Origin of the sequence: Halalkalicoccus sp. CGA53 (assembly GCF_036429475.1) — an archaeon.
Classification (GTDB): domain Archaea; phylum Halobacteriota; class Halobacteria; order Halobacteriales; family Halalkalicoccaceae; genus Natronorarus; species Natronorarus salvus.
Genome location: NZ_CP144125.1, coordinates 397,870 through 418,251 on the forward strand (window position 1 = coordinate 397,870; position 20,382 = coordinate 418,251).

General features: G+C 59.9%; 22 protein-coding genes, 2 tRNA genes and 1 pseudogene. 13 read left to right on the forward strand and 12 right to left on the reverse strand.

Features of this window, described 5'->3' with window-relative positions; translation table 11 throughout:
* Positions 1-199: 199 nt before the first annotated feature.
* The 4 genes from V2L32_RS03290 (at position 200) to V2L32_RS03305 (ending at position 3,161) form a co-directional block, all read left to right on the forward strand.
* Positions 200-1,213, forward strand: coding sequence for a cytochrome b/b6 domain-containing protein (locus tag V2L32_RS03290; RefSeq protein WP_331235039.1), 1,014 nt, complete (start codon positions 200-202; stop codon positions 1,211-1,213).
* A gap of 164 nt (positions 1,214-1,377) precedes the next feature.
* Entirely contained in the window at positions 1,378-1,782 is a 405-nt protein-coding gene (locus tag V2L32_RS03295; RefSeq protein ID WP_331235040.1) for a hypothetical protein, read from the forward strand.
* A 2-nt stretch (positions 1,783-1,784) separates the two neighbouring features.
* On the forward strand, positions 1,785-2,423 hold the full coding sequence (locus tag V2L32_RS03300; protein ID WP_331235043.1) for a nucleotidyltransferase family protein: 639 nt from the start codon (positions 1,785-1,787) through the stop codon (positions 2,421-2,423).
* 252 nt (positions 2,424-2,675) lie between these two features.
* A complete protein-coding gene (locus V2L32_RS03305) occupies positions 2,676-3,161 on the forward strand; it encodes a hypothetical protein (protein WP_331235044.1) in 486 nt (161 codons plus the stop codon).
* 50 nt (positions 3,162-3,211) lie between these two features.
* On the opposite strand, the gene V2L32_RS03310 is transcribed toward V2L32_RS03305, so the two are convergent.
* The 4 genes and pseudogenes from V2L32_RS03310 to V2L32_RS03325 all read right to left on the reverse strand — a co-directional run bounded on the left by V2L32_RS03310 (position 3,212) and on the right by V2L32_RS03325 (position 7,387).
* Positions 3,212-3,925 (reverse strand): FxLYD domain-containing protein, encoded by a 714-nt coding sequence (locus tag V2L32_RS03310; RefSeq protein WP_331235045.1) that lies wholly within the window; start codon positions 3,923-3,925, stop codon positions 3,212-3,214.
* A 5-nt stretch (positions 3,926-3,930) separates the two neighbouring features.
* Positions 3,931-4,776 carry an XdhC family protein gene (locus V2L32_RS03315; protein ID WP_331235047.1) on the reverse strand — a complete coding sequence of 282 codons (846 nt, stop codon included), beginning with the start codon at positions 4,774-4,776 and terminating at the stop codon, positions 3,931-3,933.
* A 1,294-nt stretch (positions 4,777-6,070) separates the two neighbouring features.
* Positions 6,071-6,815 (reverse strand): annotated as a pseudogene (locus V2L32_RS03320) (IS5 family transposase); the annotation flags it as partial.
* Between the two features lie 498 nt (positions 6,816-7,313).
* Positions 7,314-7,387, reverse strand: a tRNA-Val gene (locus tag V2L32_RS03325).
* A gap of 81 nt (positions 7,388-7,468) precedes the next feature.
* On the opposite strand from V2L32_RS03325, the gene V2L32_RS03330 reads away from it, so the two are divergent.
* Positions 7,469-7,936, forward strand: a complete 468-nt coding sequence (locus tag V2L32_RS03330) for a DUF192 domain-containing protein (protein ID WP_331235049.1) — start codon at positions 7,469-7,471, stop codon at positions 7,934-7,936.
* 57 nt (positions 7,937-7,993) lie between these two features.
* Positions 7,994-9,904, forward strand: coding sequence for an ABC transporter ATP-binding protein (locus tag V2L32_RS03335; protein WP_331235050.1), 1,911 nt, complete (start codon positions 7,994-7,996; stop codon positions 9,902-9,904).
* An 80-nt stretch (positions 9,905-9,984) separates the two neighbouring features.
* Here V2L32_RS03335 and V2L32_RS03340 read toward each other — a convergent pair whose 3' ends face one another.
* A complete protein-coding gene (locus V2L32_RS03340; protein WP_331235051.1) occupies positions 9,985-10,305 on the reverse strand; it encodes a DUF5789 family protein in 321 nt (106 codons plus the stop codon).
* A gap of 87 nt (positions 10,306-10,392) precedes the next feature.
* Here V2L32_RS03340 and V2L32_RS03345 point away from each other — a divergent pair, with 87 nt between their 5' ends.
* The gene (locus V2L32_RS03345) at positions 10,393-11,139 is read left to right on the forward strand and encodes a creatininase family protein (protein WP_331235054.1); all 747 of its coding nucleotides are present in this window, start codon (positions 10,393-10,395) and stop codon (positions 11,137-11,139) included.
* Here V2L32_RS03345 and V2L32_RS03350 read toward each other — a convergent pair.
* Positions 11,136-11,594, reverse strand: coding sequence for a DUF5790 family protein (locus V2L32_RS03350; RefSeq protein ID WP_331235055.1), 459 nt, complete (start codon positions 11,592-11,594; stop codon positions 11,136-11,138). The genes V2L32_RS03345 and V2L32_RS03350 overlap by 4 nt on opposite strands.
* A gap of 316 nt (positions 11,595-11,910) precedes the next feature.
* Positions 11,911-12,261, reverse strand: a complete 351-nt coding sequence (locus tag V2L32_RS03355) for a dihydroneopterin aldolase family protein (protein ID WP_331235056.1) — start codon at positions 12,259-12,261, stop codon at positions 11,911-11,913.
* Between the two features lie 87 nt (positions 12,262-12,348).
* Here V2L32_RS03355 and V2L32_RS03360 point away from each other — a divergent pair, with 87 nt between their 5' ends.
* Both V2L32_RS03360 and azf read left to right on the forward strand, forming a co-directional pair.
* Positions 12,349-12,966 carry a translation initiation factor IF-2 subunit beta gene (locus tag V2L32_RS03360; protein WP_331235057.1) on the forward strand — a complete coding sequence of 206 codons (618 nt, stop codon included), beginning with the start codon at positions 12,349-12,351 and terminating at the stop codon, positions 12,964-12,966.
* Positions 12,967-13,007: 41 nt separating this feature from the next.
* On the forward strand, positions 13,008-13,754 hold the full coding sequence (gene azf / locus V2L32_RS03365; RefSeq protein WP_331235058.1) for an NAD-dependent glucose-6-phosphate dehydrogenase Azf: 747 nt from the start codon (positions 13,008-13,010) through the stop codon (positions 13,752-13,754).
* Here the strand turns inward: azf and V2L32_RS03370 are convergent.
* Positions 13,751-14,368: a DUF309 domain-containing protein gene (locus V2L32_RS03370; protein ID WP_331235060.1), complete on the reverse strand. Its 618-nt coding sequence runs from the start codon at positions 14,366-14,368 to the stop codon at positions 13,751-13,753. The two genes, azf and V2L32_RS03370, sit on opposite strands and share 4 nt — an antisense overlap.
* 174 nt (positions 14,369-14,542) lie before the next feature.
* Here V2L32_RS03370 and V2L32_RS03375 point away from each other — a divergent pair, with 174 nt between their 5' ends.
* Positions 14,543-14,689: a DUF1328 family protein gene (locus V2L32_RS03375; protein ID WP_409348424.1), complete on the forward strand. Its 147-nt coding sequence runs from the start codon at positions 14,543-14,545 to the stop codon at positions 14,687-14,689.
* A 303-nt stretch (positions 14,690-14,992) separates the two neighbouring features.
* Here V2L32_RS03375 and V2L32_RS03380 read toward each other — a convergent pair.
* Positions 14,993-15,065: transfer RNA gene (locus tag V2L32_RS03380), tRNA-Arg, on the reverse strand.
* A gap of 111 nt (positions 15,066-15,176) precedes the next feature.
* On the opposite strand from V2L32_RS03380, the gene V2L32_RS03385 reads away from it, so the two are divergent.
* Both V2L32_RS03385 and V2L32_RS03390 read left to right on the forward strand, forming a co-directional pair.
* Entirely contained in the window at positions 15,177-15,791 is a 615-nt protein-coding gene (locus V2L32_RS03385; RefSeq protein WP_331235062.1) for a hypothetical protein, read from the forward strand.
* A gap of 51 nt (positions 15,792-15,842) precedes the next feature.
* Complete coding sequence (locus tag V2L32_RS03390) at positions 15,843-16,595, forward strand: class I SAM-dependent methyltransferase (protein ID WP_331235063.1); 753 nt, start codon at positions 15,843-15,845, stop codon at positions 16,593-16,595.
* Between the two features lie 6 nt (positions 16,596-16,601).
* Here V2L32_RS03390 and V2L32_RS03395 read toward each other — a convergent pair whose 3' ends face one another.
* Positions 16,602-17,714, reverse strand: coding sequence for a type I restriction endonuclease (locus V2L32_RS03395; RefSeq protein ID WP_331235064.1), 1,113 nt, complete (start codon positions 17,712-17,714; stop codon positions 16,602-16,604).
* A 78-nt stretch (positions 17,715-17,792) separates the two neighbouring features.
* Positions 17,793-18,152: a 4a-hydroxytetrahydrobiopterin dehydratase gene (locus tag V2L32_RS03400; protein WP_331235065.1), complete on the reverse strand. Its 360-nt coding sequence runs from the start codon at positions 18,150-18,152 to the stop codon at positions 17,793-17,795.
* Positions 18,153-18,283: 131 nt separating this feature from the next.
* Between V2L32_RS03400 and V2L32_RS03405 the strand changes: the two genes are divergently transcribed.
* On the forward strand, positions 18,284-19,018 hold the full coding sequence (locus V2L32_RS03405) for a DUF2270 domain-containing protein (RefSeq protein WP_331235066.1): 735 nt from the start codon (positions 18,284-18,286) through the stop codon (positions 19,016-19,018).
* Between the two features lie 43 nt (positions 19,019-19,061).
* Here V2L32_RS03405 and V2L32_RS03410 read toward each other — a convergent pair whose 3' ends face one another.
* Positions 19,062-20,294 carry an MBL fold metallo-hydrolase gene (locus V2L32_RS03410; protein WP_331235067.1) on the reverse strand — a complete coding sequence of 411 codons (1,233 nt, stop codon included), beginning with the start codon at positions 20,292-20,294 and terminating at the stop codon, positions 19,062-19,064.
* Between the last annotated feature and the right edge of the window lie 88 nt (positions 20,295-20,382).

The following is a 20,382-nucleotide window of genomic DNA, read 5'->3' on the forward strand; positions in this document are numbered from 1 at the left end:
TGATATTCTCCGAGGATGTTATTAGATGGATTGCGCTCCATATAAGAAGAAGATGGTAATCAGTCGGACCCCATCATCTCAAAGAAGAGTCATTTGAAAGAAAGATATCTTATTTTGAATCCTCTGATAGAATATTTTACGATAATTGGAGAGAAAATGGGATCAGTAACTTTAATGCAGACTACTGATACCAGTTCTCATGGTTGAACTCCTCGGATTCGAAATATTCCGATACGAAAGGGCCGGAGGGCAAGAGATAGTGACCGGTCTCAGTTGGGACGTACTCTTGATACTCACCTTTATCGCGTTCTTCGTGTTTTTAATACACTTTATCGTGAGGGACATCCTGAATCCAGCGGACCATTCCACTGCAAAAGACGGACCGTCTCCTCAAGAAGTAGAGAGAAATCTGGAACGACAGGGCATAGATGAAGTCCACAGGTTCACGGCTACTCAGCGAGCATCACACTGGATAATGGCGATCTCCGTGTTCCTCCTGATGCTCTCAGGATTCGTCCTTATGAATCCGAATCTCACTCTTCAACCTCCTCTCGAGTTCTCCTGGTTAGACATTCATATAATCTTCAGCATAGTCTTCATCGGATACATAATATTCCATATCGGCCATGTTGCGTTTAAGGGAACATGGATGGCGATGTGGATCGGGCGTAGAGAGATCGAAGACCTCTGGATTCGATTCAACCATCTTATCGGTCGACGGGATGAATATCCCAGACAATTCAAGTACCCCAGCGCTCAGAAATTCCTTCACCTCGGAGTAACGGGGGCTTCTATCGGTGTAGTCATCACTGGTATCATACTGTTGCGCCGAGTCCCTATCCCAGGTCTCTGGGGTGAGACCCGAGAATTCACATTCCTCGGTATACAGTTCGGTATCGGTTTGGGGCAGCCAGGATGGGGACTCGTCACATGGTCGTTCGTCCTACATGACCTCTTCGCGATTTTGCTCGTTGGGTTAGTTCTGGGTCACATATATTTCGCGCTGAGACCAGAGGAATGGGGGATCACGAAAAGCATGATCACTGGGTACGTTTCCCGAAACACGTATGCGGAGAAATACTCGCCTACTAGCTGGGATATCGGTGTTGGTGGTGGAACAGAGACACCAGCCACAGATGGTGGGTCAAGCGAAACAAGCCCCTCCAAGAAAGCTGATCAGAGGTCAGGCGAAAAAAAGAACCAGTCAGACTAATTGGAAAATCGGTCCACACTCCTGCATTATCGGTGCTCATCCACGCTACCATCGCAGTAATCAATAGCAAAAGCTGGCGATTCTTTGAACAGAGAATGTCTTCTCGAAGACTCCAATCATGATTACTAGCACTTTTAAGTGGTGTTGCCACAACACGGGTTTACATGTCGAGTGTTTCCGAGTTCGTCGAAGCAGTTAGTCGTGCAGAAGAGGCGTATGAATTCATGATTTCGTATGCGGGGCAGGGTATCGGGAGAGAGATCCCTACCAAGGATGTAAGAGAGATCCGAATTTATCTCAACCAGCTCCGCGAAGCTCTCCAAGATTCAGTAACGACCGGGAAAGAGATCCCTGAGGAATTCGATATCGATGGAGAGGAGCACTTCTACGACGTCGTAGATCAAATGGAAGTTGAAAGTGAGGATGCCGTGGAGATACTGGACTTGTTGATCGCGCAGGATCGAATCACCTCCCAGCAGGTCGATAACCTAAACGGGATGTCGGTATTTCAATCGATAGTCATGAAGATGTTTTTCTTAGAAGAGATAGTCGGCCATCTCGACGAGTGAATATGGACGCGTTAGGATTAGTAACCGCTGCGGGGAAATCGACCCGAATGGGTGGGTTTCCCAAACCACTTCTCTGGTTCGGTGAAGACAGATTTGTCGAGCGGATCGTGGGAACTTACCAGGAGTCTGGGGTCGATAATCAACTAGTAGTACTTGGATATGAAGCGGAGACGGTAAACGAGCGTGCGGAGCTTGCGTCAGCCGATAGTGTCTACAACGAGAATTTCGAATCGGGTATGCTCTCCAGTGTACAGATCGGGGTTCACCACGCAAAAACGCTTGGCGTAGAAGGAATGTTTCTCTGGCCAGTCGATTTTCCATGTGTCACCAGTGATATTGCCAAACAACTTTGGCAGCGGTTCCAAGATACCGATGCAGATATCGCTGTACCAGCATACCAAGGTGACCGAGGGCATCCAGCTCTGTTTGGTAGGTCCACCTTCACGAAGCTTCTCGAGGCTCCTGAAACAGAGGGAGCTCGTGCTGTCGTATACTCTGACGAGATCGAAGTGGTAGAAGTAGAGGTCAGTACGAATCGGATCCTAGTGGATATCGATACGCCGACGGAGTACTGGGATGCTGTAAAGAATTACGAACCAGACTATAGTTCTGATCGACAGACAGTAAAGCGGGAGAGATAGATGGTCGCTGGATTCGATACGTTCGCGCTTTCGATCATGCTCGGCTTGATTATAGGGTCCATCAATGCCTATTTTAGATACGGAGAAGAAGGACGGCGTGCGGCTTTTCGGACGTTTGTTGGTTGGTTACTGGCGTTCACCATCACAGGACTGATTGCAACACCAGTCGCCGACTGGCTTCTACAGTATATTTACTGACCCATGGTATAGCTTACCGGAACGGTTATTTGAGAGGTACTCAATGTGCCAATAATGAATAGTACAAGTACCGTATCTAATAGCACAAACTCGCCAGTGAAAATAACAGGTGACATTGTTGGGGGTGCATTGTTGACCATCCTGTCACTCATACATATATATGTAATCGGGGCTGGCGGCACTCTTGGATGGATTCTGTTATTAGTGCTATGGCCGATACTATCGGGACTGGTGGGTGCTTCTGTAGAGCATTCTGTCGATCCGACAAGGGTAGCAGAACTCCCACTAATTGGTGCAATTGCTGGTGTATTTGGTGCTGTTGCGACTACATTGATACTGCTACTACTAGGCTGGTTAGGGATTTGGTCTAGTTTCATCTACAACGAACTCGGCGTCGACCTCGTCACAGTATCACTCGGTATAGCGATTCTCTTCACAATCACTTGGACGGTTGCTGGATTCGTAGGCGGATACGTTGTTCAGAGAGGCGTTAAACGCTCTGATGGTAGAGTGAATCCGAAAGCAGAAAAATCACAGTAGCTTCGGTATCTAAAGGTCGAATCTAAATTTGGAAGCACGATCAGACCGGTTCAGCTAGTTTGTTGGTTTACGATCACGATTCTATAATCTGTATAATCTCGAGCGAGGCTAGGCACATCACCTAATGTCGAATACCGAATAGTGAACTCCCCTGTCTCGCCAGGTTCAAGCGAATCAGGCGAAATTCGATCTGATCGAGCTCCAATTACCTCGCCCTCCTGATTATAGAACGTAGCTAATGCAACAGGCCGTTCTACTGTTCCATCCCCCGTATTCTCGGCGGTTCCAGAGACTGTGACGCTATCTTGTGCAGTGTGGGACTCTTCGTGCTCAATATCAAACTCAGGAGCAGGCTCCGAAGTACCTGTAAAGTCAACAGATACCGAGAAACTATCCGGTTGACCTTCTTCGGAATATTTAGCCTCGAAAGGTACTGTCTGACCATCTCCAACTTTCGCTCCGAGCGGTTCGGTCTCTACCGAACCCACTTCTTCACCGTTTTCATAGAATGAAACGATGACGGTGATATCCGTTATGGCCTCCCCGTAATCGTTCTCTATCTCACCTACTGCTGTCGTTTCGCCTGCTCGATCCAGATAGATTGATCCTTCTGTAGAGATTACTTCACCAGAAGAATGGAAATCTGCGGGCGAAACATCAATTGAACCGATTACTCCAACTCCAACCAATAGAATTGTTGCAGTTACTACTACGATTGTCAATATGACGACTTTGTTGACAATCTTAGGGAAGAGGTCATCCACACCTCTCATTCGGATTTTAGTTTTGAGGACTTCAAGTGGTCGGAGGAGCTAGATTCATCAATATTAGTATCTTTCGAGTGGGAACGGTGGGTTGCTCCAGTCCTTACAGCTTCAACCTCTGAGAGTATTGAGAGTGCGATCTGCGAGGGTGTTTCGGCACCTAAATCCAATCCAATAGGAGCATACAATTCATTGATATCCATTAATTCTTCGTCTCCATCACGCAATCCGTCCCGGATATGGCCCGCTTTGGTTTCAGACGCGACGCATCCAACGTAGAACGCATCACTCTGCAACCCTTCCTTTGCCGCTCTCTGATCAAGCGTACTATTTCGAGTTGCGATTACGATTGCCGTGTTTGATGTGACAGTCACTTCATCAAATCCTTCCTCCACGTTTGCGTTAATTATGCGAGCCGTGGGGAAACGATCAGAAGTTGCAAACTCATCGCGGTCTTCAATTACGACCGGTGAGTATCCTAGCTCTGCCCCAATTCGCACAACTGGCACTGCGATATGTCCACCACCAACAACAATCAATTGACGTTGTCCTTCGAGTACGTTGATAAATACTTCCATGGAACCGTCACAAACCATCCCTGTGTTTCCACCAGGTCGAAGTTCCCACGTTTCACGGCGTGGCGTCCGTTCTTCGATTGCTTCTATCGCTGCAGTCTTCGAAAGGTGTTCAACGGTACCTCCTCCAATTGTCCCCTCGATCCGACCATCACTGTGGACGATCATTGACGTCCCTACGTCGCGTGGGGCACTGCCCTCAACTGCTGTGACAGTAACTAAGGCAATAGTTTCGCCTTGTCCGGTCAGCTCATCTACCCTGCTATACTGTCCCATTAGTACTGTAAATAGAGGTTTCCCCCAATAAGGCTTTGCCGAGAAATAGTAGAGGCTGACGACATTAGAATCCAACTTGCCAAGTAAGCCACCCGATTCCGGTTATAGCTATACCCACAAAAATGAGACCACCGACCAACTCAGGAGAGATAGGATGGTCATACCCATGGCGGTCGGTGAATACAAGTAGCATCCCAGTAGCAACTCCCCCGAAAAAGATGACTAACCCTATTAATTGGAGTGTATCACTCCTCGAAAGTATAGACGGAAGTACGGCTGACATTGATGCAACCCTTCGTTCCCACATTCAATTAAACTCGGTCATTAGAAGACACCATTTTTACCGTAGTATTCGTAGAGGGAATATTTGACCCACCAATAGTAGTGCATACGTTGTATATATATATATTTGTCAGATAAATATTTGGTTAGGTAATGGAAGTGATAGTGGCCTGTAACGGTCTCAAAGTTGATCATCCTTGCTGATTCGGACGGGAATAATAGCGAAGCGACCTACTGACGCCTCTAGGGTATACTGGCAGCAATTAGCTTTACCGATAGTTAGAACAGCCCGCTCAACTCTGCTGACCATCAAACTCCCTAGTATCCGGGAACCAGATCCGACATTATCTTATTACGTGCCAGCCGTTTCCGCTCTTTACTCCTAAGGTCGTAGTGCTTTTTAAGTACCGGCACAGACACATGTGCTCGATCACTTAGTATCTCAACCGGAATTCCCAGGTCAAGTTGGTGCATTATTGACCATGTTCGAAGTGGACGAGCAGAAAAGATGACATCTCGAGAACATTCGCAGTTACTTCCATCATAGGGGCCATTACAGGACGCAGTTGGAAGAAAGTCCGGCGGTTCAGCCAATGCACAGGGTCGCGTTATATTATACATATCTCGACGCAGGGTAGTGTCCGACGCTCGACCTTCAGGTGTCGAAAAAAGTGGCTTACGACCGTAGTCATCAGTGACATCTATCCATCCATGGTCGATACGATCCTGAAGTCCATTATTGAGTTCGTGAGGAATTGTGACATTCCGATCACCTCCTTTTCCATTCTTCGGCCGTGGTGAATCGCCATACGTCGGTTGGTTTCACTGTGTGACGACACGCTTGATGTTGTAGACGACACACATCAGGACGATTTCACGGAACTCTCGATACCAGCTTCGCGCACGCTCGGCGAGAGTGGTCTGCGCAACGTTTGAACAGGTTGTCGCTGAGACTGTGGTCGGCGGTATGAGAGGACACAGCTAGCAGATCTGGACGTTCAAAGGTTACGTCAATCACTCACGCCGAGCGTGCGCTTGATCGACGAGAAGACGGTCTCAGACAGTGCTCTCTGTCCGTAGAGAGTTCCATCGATCCGCGCGTTGTGTGCGTGATCGATGGAACGGAACTCACGGTGTTTGATCAGCGGTCTTACGCCCTCCTCCCTCAGTTTCTCGTGTAATTGCATCCAATCGTAGCCTTTGTCGGCGGCGAGGCTGTGCAACTCGCCCGCGTTGCGGCGGGCGAGTTGCCAGCCGAACTGGGTATCGTGGCGTTTCTCGGTCGTACAGTGAACGTCGAGAACAGCCTGTGACTCAGTATCGAAGAGAGCGTTTGTTTTGAGCGTCTGAACCCGATAATCCGTGCGACGGCAGTAGTGCTTGCTCGCATTTTCGCGGTCGAAAAACGCCGAATCCATCGCTGCATGACCCGAGGGCTCGTGCTGTTGCGCCTGTCCGCGCAGCAGCACGAGCCATACTGCCATCTTGATTCTATCAAATATCTTGACTAGCGTCGAGTGGTGCGGGAGATCGGCCGCGTCGAGGCCGATCTCCGCTAGTATTTGTGGCATCTCACTCAAGAGGTCGAACGCTTCGCGGTAGGATTTCTCCAGGTAAATCCGCAGACAGTGGAGTGAAAGGACGGCGTAGTCGGCGAAGCCGCCGCCACCCTGCGAGGCGGCGACTTCGCCTCGGCCACCAACAGCATTTTTAGCCAACGTCACGACCTTCCCAGTGGAGCGGGAAATCTTCGACATGAACATCGGAAGCTTCCCGCTTCAACTCCCTAGTTCTAACGGACTAAACCGACGCAGACTAGTAATTCACCAGAGCCATCGTACCGTAAGAATCCAACCTGCTGGAGATAGCTGACCCGCCGCATAATCGAATCACCGCTGGATACATTCGTGAACGTCCCACGATGCCAACCAACGAGTTCGTCAGTCGTTGGGTTATGGGTATCGACGAATTCGATAATCGCGTCCAGGGTATCGACGTAGCGCGTCCCGCCGCCCAACATTGGAACGATACTACGGAGCCGGTCCGGAGGCATACTGACGTAGTTTGGGGTGAGTATTTATATAAGATTGGTCCGTGCCCTAACGCGGAATCGCACTAGGCGCGAAGGCGCGTTCGAAGAATGATTGGGTCCGTCCCAATCATTTCCTCAGTGGAAAGTGCTGAAAAAGCCGATTCGGTGGGCAAGGGTACTCAGATGTCTGAATCCAAGTGATAGAAACCGTGCGTATTGCGTATGGGTCCGGGCGGATTCGAACCGCCGGCCTCGGCCTTGTAAGGGCCGCGTCATGACCAACTAGACCACGAACCCGTACCCCTGAGAAATCGACCCGCCGGGATAACGGTTTCTGCTCACGGCAAGTGCTATTTCGGGCGAGGCCCTTCACCGTGTATGGTGCGTCGTCGCGGCCCGGTTGCCCTCGCGCTCCTCTTCGCGCTGATCGCGCTCTCGCTCGTCGTGGTCCAGCTCGGCCTCCCAGTCTGGACCGGTTCGGACCGGGCGACCGTGACGGTCAGCGACGGCGAGAGGACGCTCGCGACGGTCGACGCGGCGGTCGCGGACTCGCCGGGCGAGCGATATACGGGTCTGAGCGACCACGAGAACCTCGCTGAGGACGAGGGGATGCTCTTCGTCTTCGCCGAGGAGGGCGAGCGCGCGTTCGTGATGCGGGAGATGGCCTTCGGCATCGACATCCTCTTCGTCAGCGACGAGGGCGAGATCACTGCGATCTACGAGGCGCCCGCCGACAGCGACGAGCGCTACGTCGGCGACGCCCGGTGGGTGCTCGAGGTGCGGAAGGGCTACGCCGCCGAGAACGGGATCGACGTCGGCGACGAGGTCGAGATCGAGTACCACTGACCGACTATTTCGGTTCGTAGCAAACCCTTTTGTTCGTCTATCCCATCCGAAGCGGTAATGGGCATTACGGAGGGCGAGGAGGACCCGTTCGAGGAGCAACGGGCGCGGGTCGACGACTCGATGACGCGGCTCTTTCGCCAGTACGGCGCCGACCAGAAGTACGAGTACGCGGTGGGGCTCCTCGCGAGCGTCGTTGCGCGGCTGCTCGACCTGATCCCGACGCTGATGCTCGGGGTGGCGATCGACGCGATCTTCCTCGACGACCCGTACACGCTCTTTCTCGTCCCGGACGCGTGGATCCCGGCGGGTCAGGAAGAGCAGTTCGCGCTCACGATCGGGATCCTCGCCGGGGCGTTCGCACTCGGCGCTCTCTTTCACTGGATCCGGAACTGGGGCTGGAACGCCTCCGCACAGAACATCACCCACGACATCCGGGTCGACACCTACGAGAAGATGCAGCGGCTCAACATGGAGTTCTTCTCGGACAAGCAAACGGGTGAACTGATGAGTATCCTCTCGAACGACGTCAATCAGCTCGAGCGGTTTCTCAACGACGGGCTGAACTCCGCCTCGCGGCTGATCGTGATGGTCCTCGGCATCGGCGGGGTGCTCTTCTACCTGAACTGGCAGCTCGCGCTGATCGCGCTGTTGCCCGCCCCGCTGATAGCGGGGTTCACCTACGTCTTCATCCGGATCATCCGCCCGAAGTACAAGAAGATGCGCGCGACCGTCGGCGCGCTCAACTCCAGACTGGAGAACAACCTGGGTGGGATCCAGGTGATCAAGTCCTCGAACACCGAACGGTACGAGGACGATCGCGTCGATGACGCCTCCTACGAGTACTACGACGCCAACTGGGACGCCATCTGGACGCGGATCAAGTTCTTCCCCACGCTCCAGCTCATATCGGGCATCGGCTTCACGCTCACCTTCCTCGTCGGCGGCTACTGGGTGTTCGCCGGCCCGCCGGGGCCGTTCACGCTCGAGCTCTCGATCGGCGTGTTCACCATCTTCGTGCTCTACACCCAGCAGATGATCTGGCCGATGGCGCAGTTCGGTCAGATAATCAATATGTATCAACGCGCGGAGGCCTCAAGCGCGCGCATCTTCGGGCTGATGGACGAGGCGGGTGTCCTGGAGGAGGATGCCGACGCCCCCGACCTCGAAGTCACGGAGGGGCGCGTCGAGTACGGCGAGGTCTCGTTCGGCTACGACGAGGAGACGATCATCGATGGCGTGAGCTTCACCGTCGAACCGGGCGAGACCTGTGCGCTCGTGGGTCCCACCGGCGCGGGCAAGTCGACGATCCTCAAACTGCTGTTGCGGATGTACGACGTCGACGAGGGGAACGTCCTGATCGACGGCACCGATCTGCGAGACGTCTCGCTCTCGTCGGTCCGCCAGTCGATCGGCTACGTCAGCCAGGACACGTTCATGTTCTACGGAACCGTGCGCGAGAACATCGCCTACGGGACGTTCACCGCGACCGACGAGGAGATCGTCGAGGCGGCGAAGGCTGCGGAGGCCCACGAGTTCATCGTCGACCTGCCCGAGGGCTACGACACGATGGTCGGCGAGCGCGGCGTCAAACTCTCGGGCGGCCAGCGCCAGCGTCTCTCGATCGCACGCGGGATTCTGAAGAGTCCGGAGATACTCATCCTCGACGAGGCGACGAGCGACGTCGACACCGAGACGGAGATGCTGATCCAGCGCAGCCTCGACGCGCTCACGGAGGACCGGACGACGTTCGCGATCGCGCACCGCCTCTCGACGATCAAGGACGCGGAGCAGATCCTCGTCCTCGACGAGGGGCGGATCGTCGAGCGCGGCACCCACGAGGAGCTGCTCGCGAACGACGGCCTCTACGCCCATCTCTGGGGGGTCCAGGCGGGCGAGATCGACGACCTCCCCGACGAGTTCATCGAGCGCGCGTCACGGCGGGCCGCGAGAACCGAACTGAACGACTAGTGCTTCGCCAGGCCCGAACGCATGAGTGGAACCGACAGCTGTCGTTCGGTTCCACTCGTCGATCGACGTTTGGTGGAGTACTAGAACGACTCCTGGTCGTCCTGGATCCCCTCTGACTCGGCGGAGCCACCCCTGTCGCTGTAGCCCTCCCGGCCGACCGCCTCCTCGCCGACCATGTTGAACACCATCTCCCTGAGCTCCTCCTCGGTCTCGTAGGTTTGACCCTCTGCCTCGTCAAGGACGTCGGAGAGCGTCTCGGTCCCGTTGGGGTGGGAGATCTCGGCGTCGCCGTGTTCGTCGAGGAGGCCGTCGTTGTCGACCGGGTAGTCGAGCTCCGAGAGTCGCTCGTCCAGTTCGCCGAAGTCGATACCCTGCTCTCTCGAATCCTGCTCGTCGCTCATAGCGCCGGAGACGACGCCCTCCGGGCACAAAGCCGTTGGTGTGGCACGTGCCGTGGGGGTGAAGTCCCCTCCGGCCGATCCCCCCGTATGAGACTCGCCGAAGCGACGACGACCGAAGCGGCGGCGACGGAGACGTCGCTCGCGCTGCTCCCCGTCGGGAGCACCGAACAGCACGGCCCGCACCTCCCCCTCGGAACCGACTGCATGACCGCGAGCGCCGTCGCGGAGGCCGCCGCGGACGCCTACGGGGACGAGGTGGTCCTCGCGCCGACCGTACCTATCGGAGTCGCCGAGGAGCATCGGGCGTTCTCGGGCACGCTCTGGGTGAGCCCCGACACGTTTCGATCCTACGTTCGGGAGACGGTGGCGAGCCTCGCCTACCACGGCTGGGACCGGGTGGTGGTCGTGAACGGGCACGGCGGGAACGTCAGGGCGCTCGGCGAGGTCTGCGAGCTGATCAGCCGCCACGACGCAGCCTACGCCGTGGCGTTCACCTGGTTCGAGGCGGTCGACGACCACACGAGTGAGATGGGCCACGGCGGACCCCTCGAGACGGCGCTGGTCCGGCACAGCGATCCGGAACTCGTTCGGGAGGGTCGGGTCGAGGAGGCGCGTGCGGGTGCCGCGGACCGGTGGGGCGAGTGGGTGAGCACCGTGAACCTCGCCGTGGACTCGGCGGAGTTCACCGAGAACGGGGTGGTGGGCGATCCGACCGAGGGAAGCGCGGAGCGTGGCGAGGAACTCGAAGCGCTCGCCGCGAGCGCGCTCGTACGGCTGCTCGAGGCGATCGAAGGACGGGATCCGAGCGACCTCGACGGTGGGCGGTCGGTCTAGTCGTCGGCCTCGGCGGCTTGGCCCTCGTCGTCCGTCTCCTCCGCATCGTCTTCGGTCCCCCCTCCGGCTTCCGCCTCCTCGAGACTGCCCTTCAGCCCCGGAACCGTGCTGGTGAGTTCGCTCACCGACTCGCGTGCGCTCTCGATCTCGCCGATCAGTGCCTCGACCTCCTCGATCTCCTCTTCCAGATCGCTCGCGTCCTCGAAAGCGTCGGCGCGCTGGCCGATGACGAACCACTTCTTCGCCTCCCGGAGCCGATCCGCGGCCTCGCCCACGTCGAGGGCGGACTTCAGTCCGTTGAGCACGCCGAGGACGTTCTCGGCCTCGGTCTTCCAGATCGAATCCGCGTCGGGAAGCTCCTCGCGTGCGGCCGAGAGGCTCTCCTCGACGTCCGCGCGCATCTCGCTCGCCGCCTCGCCGAAGAGGTCGTCGTCGTCGAGTGTGGACTGGCTCATACCCCACGGGACGACCCCGACGGGGTTAAATAGTGACCTGAAAGCGGAAGTGAACGTCGGCCAGAGCGGGTCAGAGGCTACCGCCGGACGGTGGTGGATGTCGCCGGGTGCCCGGCGGAGGTCCGAGGCGGTGTGGTGGACAGTAGTGCGGTGGTGGCTCGCGGGTCCGGCGTTCGGTTTCGCTACCGAACGCCTCGCCGCGGCAGTTCGGCCTACACGCCGGGTGAGAATAAAACGCCGACGTGGCTTTCACGGTCGGAAACACTGCCGGGTACTTTTATACGCCGACCTACCCCGGCACCCGACCCGGGGGCGGTCAGTCACGCCGTTCGACGCTCACGAGCCGCATCAGTGGGTACTCCCCGTCCATCTCCATATGGGCGTCGACGGTGACGCCCTCGTACTCGACGGTGAGCGAGACCTCGGCGAACCGGCCGGTGAACTCGGTGTACTCGGCGTCGCCGGCCTCGATCGCCGCTTTCAGTGCTTCCATCCGCGGCTCGACGCTCACCTCGGCGCAGTGTGGCTGGTTCTCGATCGATTCCTCGATGGCGCGGGCGAGGCTGTCGGCGCTCTCGGGACTCACCGGCGTCCCCGCGAACTGGTGGTAGAGCGAGCCGAACTTGATCCCCGCCTCGAAGCAGGCCTCCTGAACCTCGGTTGGCATAGCCGAGAGAGGGACGAGGGCGGGAAGGCATTTCTGATGGGCACGCGGCATCGCGGAACCTATACGTCACGACGTTCTCTCACCTCCATGGACTACGACTCGAGCCTCGACCGGGCGATGGAGCAGGTCCCGGACATCGCCGCGAACACCGAGCGGCTGAGCGTCCCCGACGCGCAGGCCCAGAAAGACGGCGCGTTCACGCGCTTTACCAACCTCGGCGAGATCGCGGACACGCTGAGCCGGGAGACCGAACACGTCCACCGGTTCGTACAGCGCGAACTCGGTACCAGTGGGAAGTTCGACGCGGAGGGCGGGCGTGCGCGGTACAACGGGAACTTCGGCCCCGGCGACTTCGACGCGGCGATCGAGAGCTACGTCGAGGAGTACGTCCGGTGTTCGGAGTGTGGCCTCCCCGACACCCGACTCGTCCGCGAGGACCGCACCCCGATGCTTCGCTGTGACGCCTGTGGCGCGTTCCGGCCGGTCACAAAACGTCGGAGCCAGACCAGCCAGCGGACCCCCGACGCGATCGAGGAGGGCAACACGTACGAGCTGCAGATCACGGACACGGGGCGAAAGGGCGACGGCGTCGCCAAGCGCGGGAAGTACACGATCTTCGTGCCGGGCGCGAGCGAGGGCGACACCGTGACGGTCTACATCAACAACGTCAGCGGCAACCTCGCGTTCGCGCGCCGGACGGAGTGAACCGGACGCTACTTACTCCCGCCCGTCCTCGCATCGGGTGAATGGACGGCCCTGTCCTGCTCACCGGCTCCGAGGGACGCGTCGGTCGGGCGATCCTCGCCGGGCTGGGCGAGCGCTACGACTGGCGTCTGCTCGACCGCGAACCCCCCAGAGAGGATCACCCCGGCGAGTTCGTGGTCGCGGACGTGACCGACGAGTCGGAGATGCGCTCGGCGGTCGAGGACGCCAGTGCGGTGATCCACCTCGCGGGCGATCCGAGACGGGAGGCACCCTGGAACAGCGTTCTACGGAACAACATCGACGGGACGTACGTCACGATGCTGGCGGCCGCGGAGGCCGGGGTCGAGCGGTTCGTCTTCGCCTCCTCGAACCACGCCGTCGGCGCCTACGAGACCGACGAACGCACGCCCGACATCTACCGGCCCGACGACGAGTTTCGGCTGACCGGCGACGAACCCTACCGGCCGGGCAACGTCTACGGCGTCTCGAAGGCCACCGGCGAGATCCTCGGCCGGTACTTCCACGACGAGTACGGCCTCTCGGTGGTCTGCGTCCGCATCGGCAACCTGACGAAGGGCCACCCGCCGGAGGACTACGAGCGCGGACAGGCGATGTGGCTGAGCCACCGCGACTGCGCTCACCTCTTCGACCGGTGTCTACGAGCGGAGTACGGCTACGAGATCGTCTACGGCATCAGCGACAACGACCGGAAGTACTACTCGATCGACCGCGCCCGCGAGGTGCTCGGCTACCGGCCCAGGGACAACTCCGCCGAACACGTCGACTAGAACAGCCCGGAGACGTCCTCTTCCTCCGCGAGTCGCCGCGAGACGTGTTCCTCTAGCCGCCGGTACGCGATCTCTCTCCGGTCGGGTTCGCGGGCGAAATCCAGAACGAGCGTGACGAACGGGCTCGTCTCGTACCCCGATTCGAGGTCTCGATCGGCGTACTCGATCGCCGTCTCGACGATCGCCTCGTCGTAGCCGTCTCCCTCCTCCGCGAACACCGCCGCTGCTATCGTACTCTCCTCGAAGTCCAGCTCGGAGAGCGAGAGCGCCTCGTTCTCGTGAGTGAGCGGAGGCGGTTCCGAGCGTTCGATCCACTCCGGATCGCTCGCGAGAAGGGAGAGCGTCCCGCGAACGGGCCGCAGGTCCACGCCGTTCGGGCGGTCGCCGAGACCCTCCAGATAGGCGAGCGCACTCCCGGCGAGGCCGGTTGCCCCAGTCCAGTTTCTCCCCCTCGCGTGATAGATCGTGGCGGTGAACTGTATCAGCCCCTGGAGGAGACGTGCTTCGTCGCTCTCCCGGTCCAGTCCGAGCCAGACCCCCTCCCAGGCGTCGTGGGCGGCGTGGTGTTCGCCGGCGTTGTAGATGGCGATACCGGCACGGAGCGGTCCGCGCATGCGCCGGGTTCGGGTACGGAACGGATATGTGCTTCGACCGGAGAGCTTGCGCTTGCCGGCCCCCACGCTTTATTCCTGGTTCACCTCCGATAGATCGCATGGAAAGAGATCACGTCCGGAGTACGGTAGCGTCGCGTGAAGCGGAACCAACGGCAGACCGACGGGGTGACCGCCATGATTGAGCTCGCGATCCTCTTCGCGATCCTCGCGATCGTCGCTGGCGCCCTCGGCGCCGGTGGCGTCGCCGGCATGTCGATGTCGATCGCGAAGTGGCTGATCATCGCGTTCGTGATCCTGGCGATCATCACCGCGCTGCTCTGACCGCGCCACGGCCGCACCGGCGAGCCGGCCGACTCGGGAACGGATCCGATCGGACTGCATCCGCCGACGTACCGGGACGAGAACTCCGTGCCGTGCATTCGATTTCTTCGCGCCCGACCGGGGAGCGACGTGGCCGCTTGCGTGCTCGATCGTTCAAACATCCGTGTCGCCCGTTATCGGAACGCGACGGCTCGCTTCGCTCGCCGTGTTGCGTTCCGAAAACGTCCTGACGGAGTCTCACGCGAACGTAGTGAGCGTGAGGCACGTCAGGACGCGAATGAGTGAACGAAGTGAACGAATGAGCGTCCTGACGGAGATTTGAACTCCGGTCACAGGCTCCGCAAGCCCGTAGGATGGTCCACTACCCTACCAGGACACAGAGAGTGCTTCGCCGCATCGACGTAAATGGGTTACGATCCGGGGGGAAGACGAAAAGCCCGGTTTTAGTTTACACCAAAGATTTATTCTCAACGGTCTTTGATCGGGTATGAAGCGACGGGCCCTCCTCGGAATCGGTGGCTCGACGGTCGCGTTCGCGGTAACGGGCTGTCTCGACGACACCGACCCGATCAGCGAACCCGACGAGGCCGACGACGTGACCGACGATGGTGCCGAGACGGAGGAGCCACACGGGGACGACCCCGGCGAGAGCGACGACGAAGCCGACGACCGCGGAGACGACGGCGAAGAAGGTGACGAGAACGGGACCGGAGATCGGGACGACTCGGAGGGGGGTGACGACGAGCCGGGCACCGACCACGGGGACGACCCAACCGTCGTCAGTACCGAGTTCGAGGTCGTCTCCAAGGGTGGGGGCGGCGAGGGCGACGGAGAGGCTCGGATCGAACGAGAGGGCGAGAGCGTCCGTGTCCAGGGCTCGATCGTAGGATGGAACGGCTGCTACACCGCCCGTCTCGAGGAGGCCGTCGTCGAGAATGGAACGTTAGTCGTCCGCGTCGAGGCGTACGAGGACGCCGAGGAGGGCGAGATGTGCACGCAGGCGCTCGTGGTCATCGAGTACGAAGTCAGGATCGAACTCGCCGGCGAGGTGACAGGGGTCCGCGTCGAACACGACGGAGAAGCGGTCGCGAGCGAGGGCTAAGTGCGTCCGGGAGAGAGGTGGGTTCTTTTACACGGTGGACGTGGACCGGGTATGACCGACCGGTGGGATCCCGACCACTACGACGACGCGCTCGGGTTCGTCTCCGCGTACGGCGCCGACCTCGTGACGCTGCTCGATCCGAGCCCCGACGAACGGATCCTCGACCTGGGGTGTGGGACCGGGCACCTCACCGATAAAATCGCCGAGAGCGGGGCGGCGGTCGTCGGACTGGACAGGTCACTGGAGATGGCGGGTGAGGCGCAGGAGAGCTACGACCACCCGTTTCTCACCGGCGACGCCCGGGCACTCCCGTTCCGGAACCTCGACGCCGTCTTCTCGAACGCCGCGCTCCACTGGATCCCACGGGAGGACCAGCCTGCCGTCTGCGAGTCCATCCACGACGCGCTCGCCCCGGGAGGACGGCTCGTCTGCGAGTTCGGGGGAGCGGGCAACGTCGAGGCGATCACCGAGGCGCTCCTCGCCGAACTCGAGGAGAGAGACTACGACGCCGACCACCCGTGGTACTTTCCGACGGTCGGCGAGCACGCGACGCTGCTGGAGGAGGCGGGACTGGAGGTCACCTACGCCCGCCTGTTCGATCGTCCGACGACGCTTTCGGGCGAGTCGGGATTGCGTGACTGGATCGAAGGGTTCGGTGATCGGTTTTTCACCGGGGTTCCGGAGGGCGTTCGAGCCGACGTGATACGGGACGCGGAGGAGCGGCTTCGAAGCGAGCTGTTCGACGGCGCGGACTGGACCGCCGACTACCGGCGGCTGCGGATCGTCGCGGTTCGGCGGGAGTGAAACGGCTTACCAGCCGTCGAACTCGATCTCGACGCCGCAGAAGTCGGAGAACCGCCGGAGGTAGCGCTGTTTGCTCTCCTTATTCAGACTCGTGTATACAAAGTGTCCCTGGTCTAGGTCCCTAAACGAGCGCATCTCCGAACCGTCCGTGCTCACCGGTTCGTCGTTGAGTATCGCGGTCTTCCGTCCGGGGACGTAGGGGAACTGCGGCAGGTTCCTGACGAGGCCGTGGTTCGCGACGAGGTAGCCCGTCACGTCCCGCATCAGATCGCTCTGGTCGTCGCTATAGAAGGCGACCCGTTCGCCGTCCACGATCACGGTAGCGTGATACTGGTCCGATCCACGGCCGGTCGACTCTACAGACGTGCTAGCGCTCGGTTTCCCCGACGCTGGATCCGTCTGCTCTTCCGGTTCGATGTCCTCCATTTCGGCTATCTCGGAGCCCTGCTGCCCGTTCTCCAGATCGGCGATCAGTTCGTCGATGAACCCCTTCGCGTGCGATTCGGCAGGCTGGGAGGCGACCTCTCCGGCGGTCTCGACCACTAATTTCCGAATACGGTTCGCCAGTTCCTCCTTACCCTCGGAGAGCGAGGCGACCGCCCGCTGCCTGCGTTCGACGTTCCGGTAGATCGTATCCGCCGCCCCCGACTCGATCGACTCCTTCGTGAGCGCGTTCACCATCCACTCGTTCGCGCCGAGATCCGCGAGCGAACTCCGCCCGATCCGGCGGACAGACGGGTCGTCGGCGCTCTTTCGCAGCCGGTAGAGTTCGAACCGTTTCCCGTTGGTGAGCAGTCCCCAGTCGACCCACTCCTGTTTCATGTAGCTGCGGAGCTGTTCGGCGTGCGTCGAGCCGGTGATGGAGGTGTCACAGCCCTTCGCCTCGACGAACACCGAGGGGACGCCCTCGATCAACAGCGCGTAGTCGGCCTTCTTCTTCGTCGAGCCCATCTGAACGGAGTACTCGAGGGCGACGTCCTCGGAGTAGAGGTCCCAGCCGAGGACGTCCCGGACGAACGGATCGACGAGTTTCGTCCGCGTGTTCTGCTCGTCCATCTGGGGAGAGCTCTCGACGAGTGCGGTAGAACGGTCGACGAACTCCCCGAGAGCGCCCTGCATGACCGATAGCCGAGCGCCGATCTGTATAAAACTACGTCATCGGTCGGGGAGGAGTTGGTGGACTGGTCCGGGTCCCCCTCATTCCTCGTCGTCCGGCGCGTATCCCTCGTGGATCCGGTCCATCCGCGCGGCCATCACGAAGTCCGACTTGTGGAGGCCGTCGATCTTGTGCGTCCACATCTCGACGACGACCTCGCCCCACGAGAGGTGGAGGTCCGGGTGGTGCCACTCCTCCTCTGCGAGTTCGCCGACCTCCTTCGTGAACTCCAGTGCGTCCCGGAAGTCCTCGAACTCGTACGTCCCTTCGAGGTGGTGTTCGTCCACGACCTCCCAGACGTCGGTGTCGATCTGGTCGTAGTACTCCTCTAGCTCCTCGCCCGTGAGCGGGTCGTCGTCGCTGGTACACGCGACACACTCCTGATCTGCGAGCGCTGACATGGGGGAGAGGAGGCTACGCTCGGACAAAAAGGATCGGTGGGAACCTGCCGGGTGAGGGCGACTCGGAACCCCTTTCCCGCCGGTGGAGACGGGATCGGGGGGTTCAATCGGCGTCGTCGACTCGCTCCGGTATGACCGATACGGATTCCGATCCGTCCATCTCGGACGAGGAGGAAGTGAGGGAAGCGGAGGAGGGTGAACACGACCGGGGAGACGAGGAGTGCACGGGTCGGATCGGCGCGGAGATGGCGAGCGACAGATCCGACCTCGTCACCGTGATGACGCACTTCTACCGTGCGGAGGTCGAACGCGTCGTCACCTGGCGGACGCGGTTCGACGAGCCGTCGTACTGGGCGGTAACGGTGATGGCCGGGCTGCTCGCGTGGGCGTTCTCGGGGTTCGAGACGCCGCACTACGTCCTCCTCATCGGGATGGTGACGCTGACGATGTTCGCGTTCATCGAGGCACACCGCTACCGGACCTACGAGATCTGGCGTTCTCGCGTGCGGCTCCTCCAGGAGAACTTCTTCGCGGACGCGTTCGACCCCTCGACGGGACTCGAACGCGAGGGCTGGCGGGAGGCCCTCGCCCGGGACCTCCGGAGCCCGGCGCTCAAGATATCGTTCTCGGAGGCGTTCGCCCGGCGTCTCAAGCGGATCTACCTCCCCCTGCTCCTCGTGCTCCTCGCAGGCTGGCTCGTCCGGATCACCGTCTTCGAGCCGGAGACGACCTGGATCCTCGCCGCTCGGATCGCGACGATTCCGGGAGGAGTGGTCGTCGCCGCGGTCGCCCTCTTCTACGGGGTGCTGCTAGCGGTCGTGATCAGGTCCCGCCCCGGGAAGGTACAGGGGGAGTTCCACGGATAGGCGACCGGCTGGGAGGGAGAGTGAGTAGGAGAGGTAACGAACCTCACACTCGGACCGTCTCGTCGAGGTCGGGCGCGCGAGCGTCGAGGCCCTCCCCCCGGAGCTCTTCGGCGAACGCGACACACCGGTCGCTGTGGTTCACGAGCACTGTCGCCGCCTCGTAGCTCGCGAGAAACGCCCGCAGCCCCTCCCGATCGGCGTGTGCGGAGAAGTCGTACGCTTCGATCCGGGCGCTCACCGGCATTACCCTTCCGTTTATCTCCGCCCGACCGGTCTCCAACAGGTCGCGACCGGGCGTCCCCTCGACCTGGTAGCCCGTCAGCGCGATCTTGTTGATCGGGTTATCGCGGATCGCCGGCACGTAGACCATCGCCGGCCCGCCCGAGAGCATCCCGCTGGTCGTGATTATCACGGTCCCGCTCTCGGCGATCCGCCGTCGCTGACCGTCGCGTCCCGAAACGTACCGGGCGTTCGACTTCGCCCGGGCCATCGCCTCGGGGTCCCGGAGGAACTCGGGGTACCGCCGGACGATCCCCGTCACCCGTTTGCCCATCCCGTCGACGTAACACTCGAGGTCGTGGGCGTCACAGACGAGCATCGCCTCCTGGGTCCGGCCGATCGCGAACGCGGGTACGACCACGGTACCGCCCTCCCAGAGCGTCGTCCGGAGGCTCTCGACGAACGCCCGCTCCACCTCCGCGCGGGGCTCGTGGGTCACGTCCGAGTAGGTACTTTCGCAGATCACGACGTCGGCCTCGAGACGGTCGGTCGTCCCGGAGACGAGGCGCTGGTCCTCGGTGTGGAAGTCGCCGGTGTAGAGCAGTCGCGTCTCGCCGTCGTCGACCAGCACGTGCGCGCTCCCGGGGATGTGCCCGGCGTTGAACAGCGTGACCTCGTAGCCGGCCGCCTCGAACGGTTTTCCGTACCGGTGCGTCTCCGAGACCTGCGTCAGCCGCCGGAGTTCGGTCTCCGCGAACGGACACCGATACGTTCCGCCGTGGAGTTTCAGTGTGTCGCGCGCGAGGACCATCGCCAGTTCGGCGGTCGGCGGCGTCCAGTGGACCGGCGGGCGGGTGTCGCCGGAGAGGAGCGCCGGAATCGCCCCGACGTGATCGAGGTGGCCGTGGCTCACCACCACGGCCTGGGGATCGACCGACCCGACCGGCAGTCGTGGCGGGTTGTCGGTGCTCATCCCGAAGTCCAGCAAGAGAGAACCGTCGATCAGGATCGCGCTCCGACCGATCTCGCGCGCGCCGCCGAGAAACCGGATCTCCATCGGTCGGAGGGAAGATGGGAGGGGATTTTCCGGTGTCGGTTCCTCTCGACGGAGAAGGGTTTTATCGGGAACAGATCGTATCTCGAAT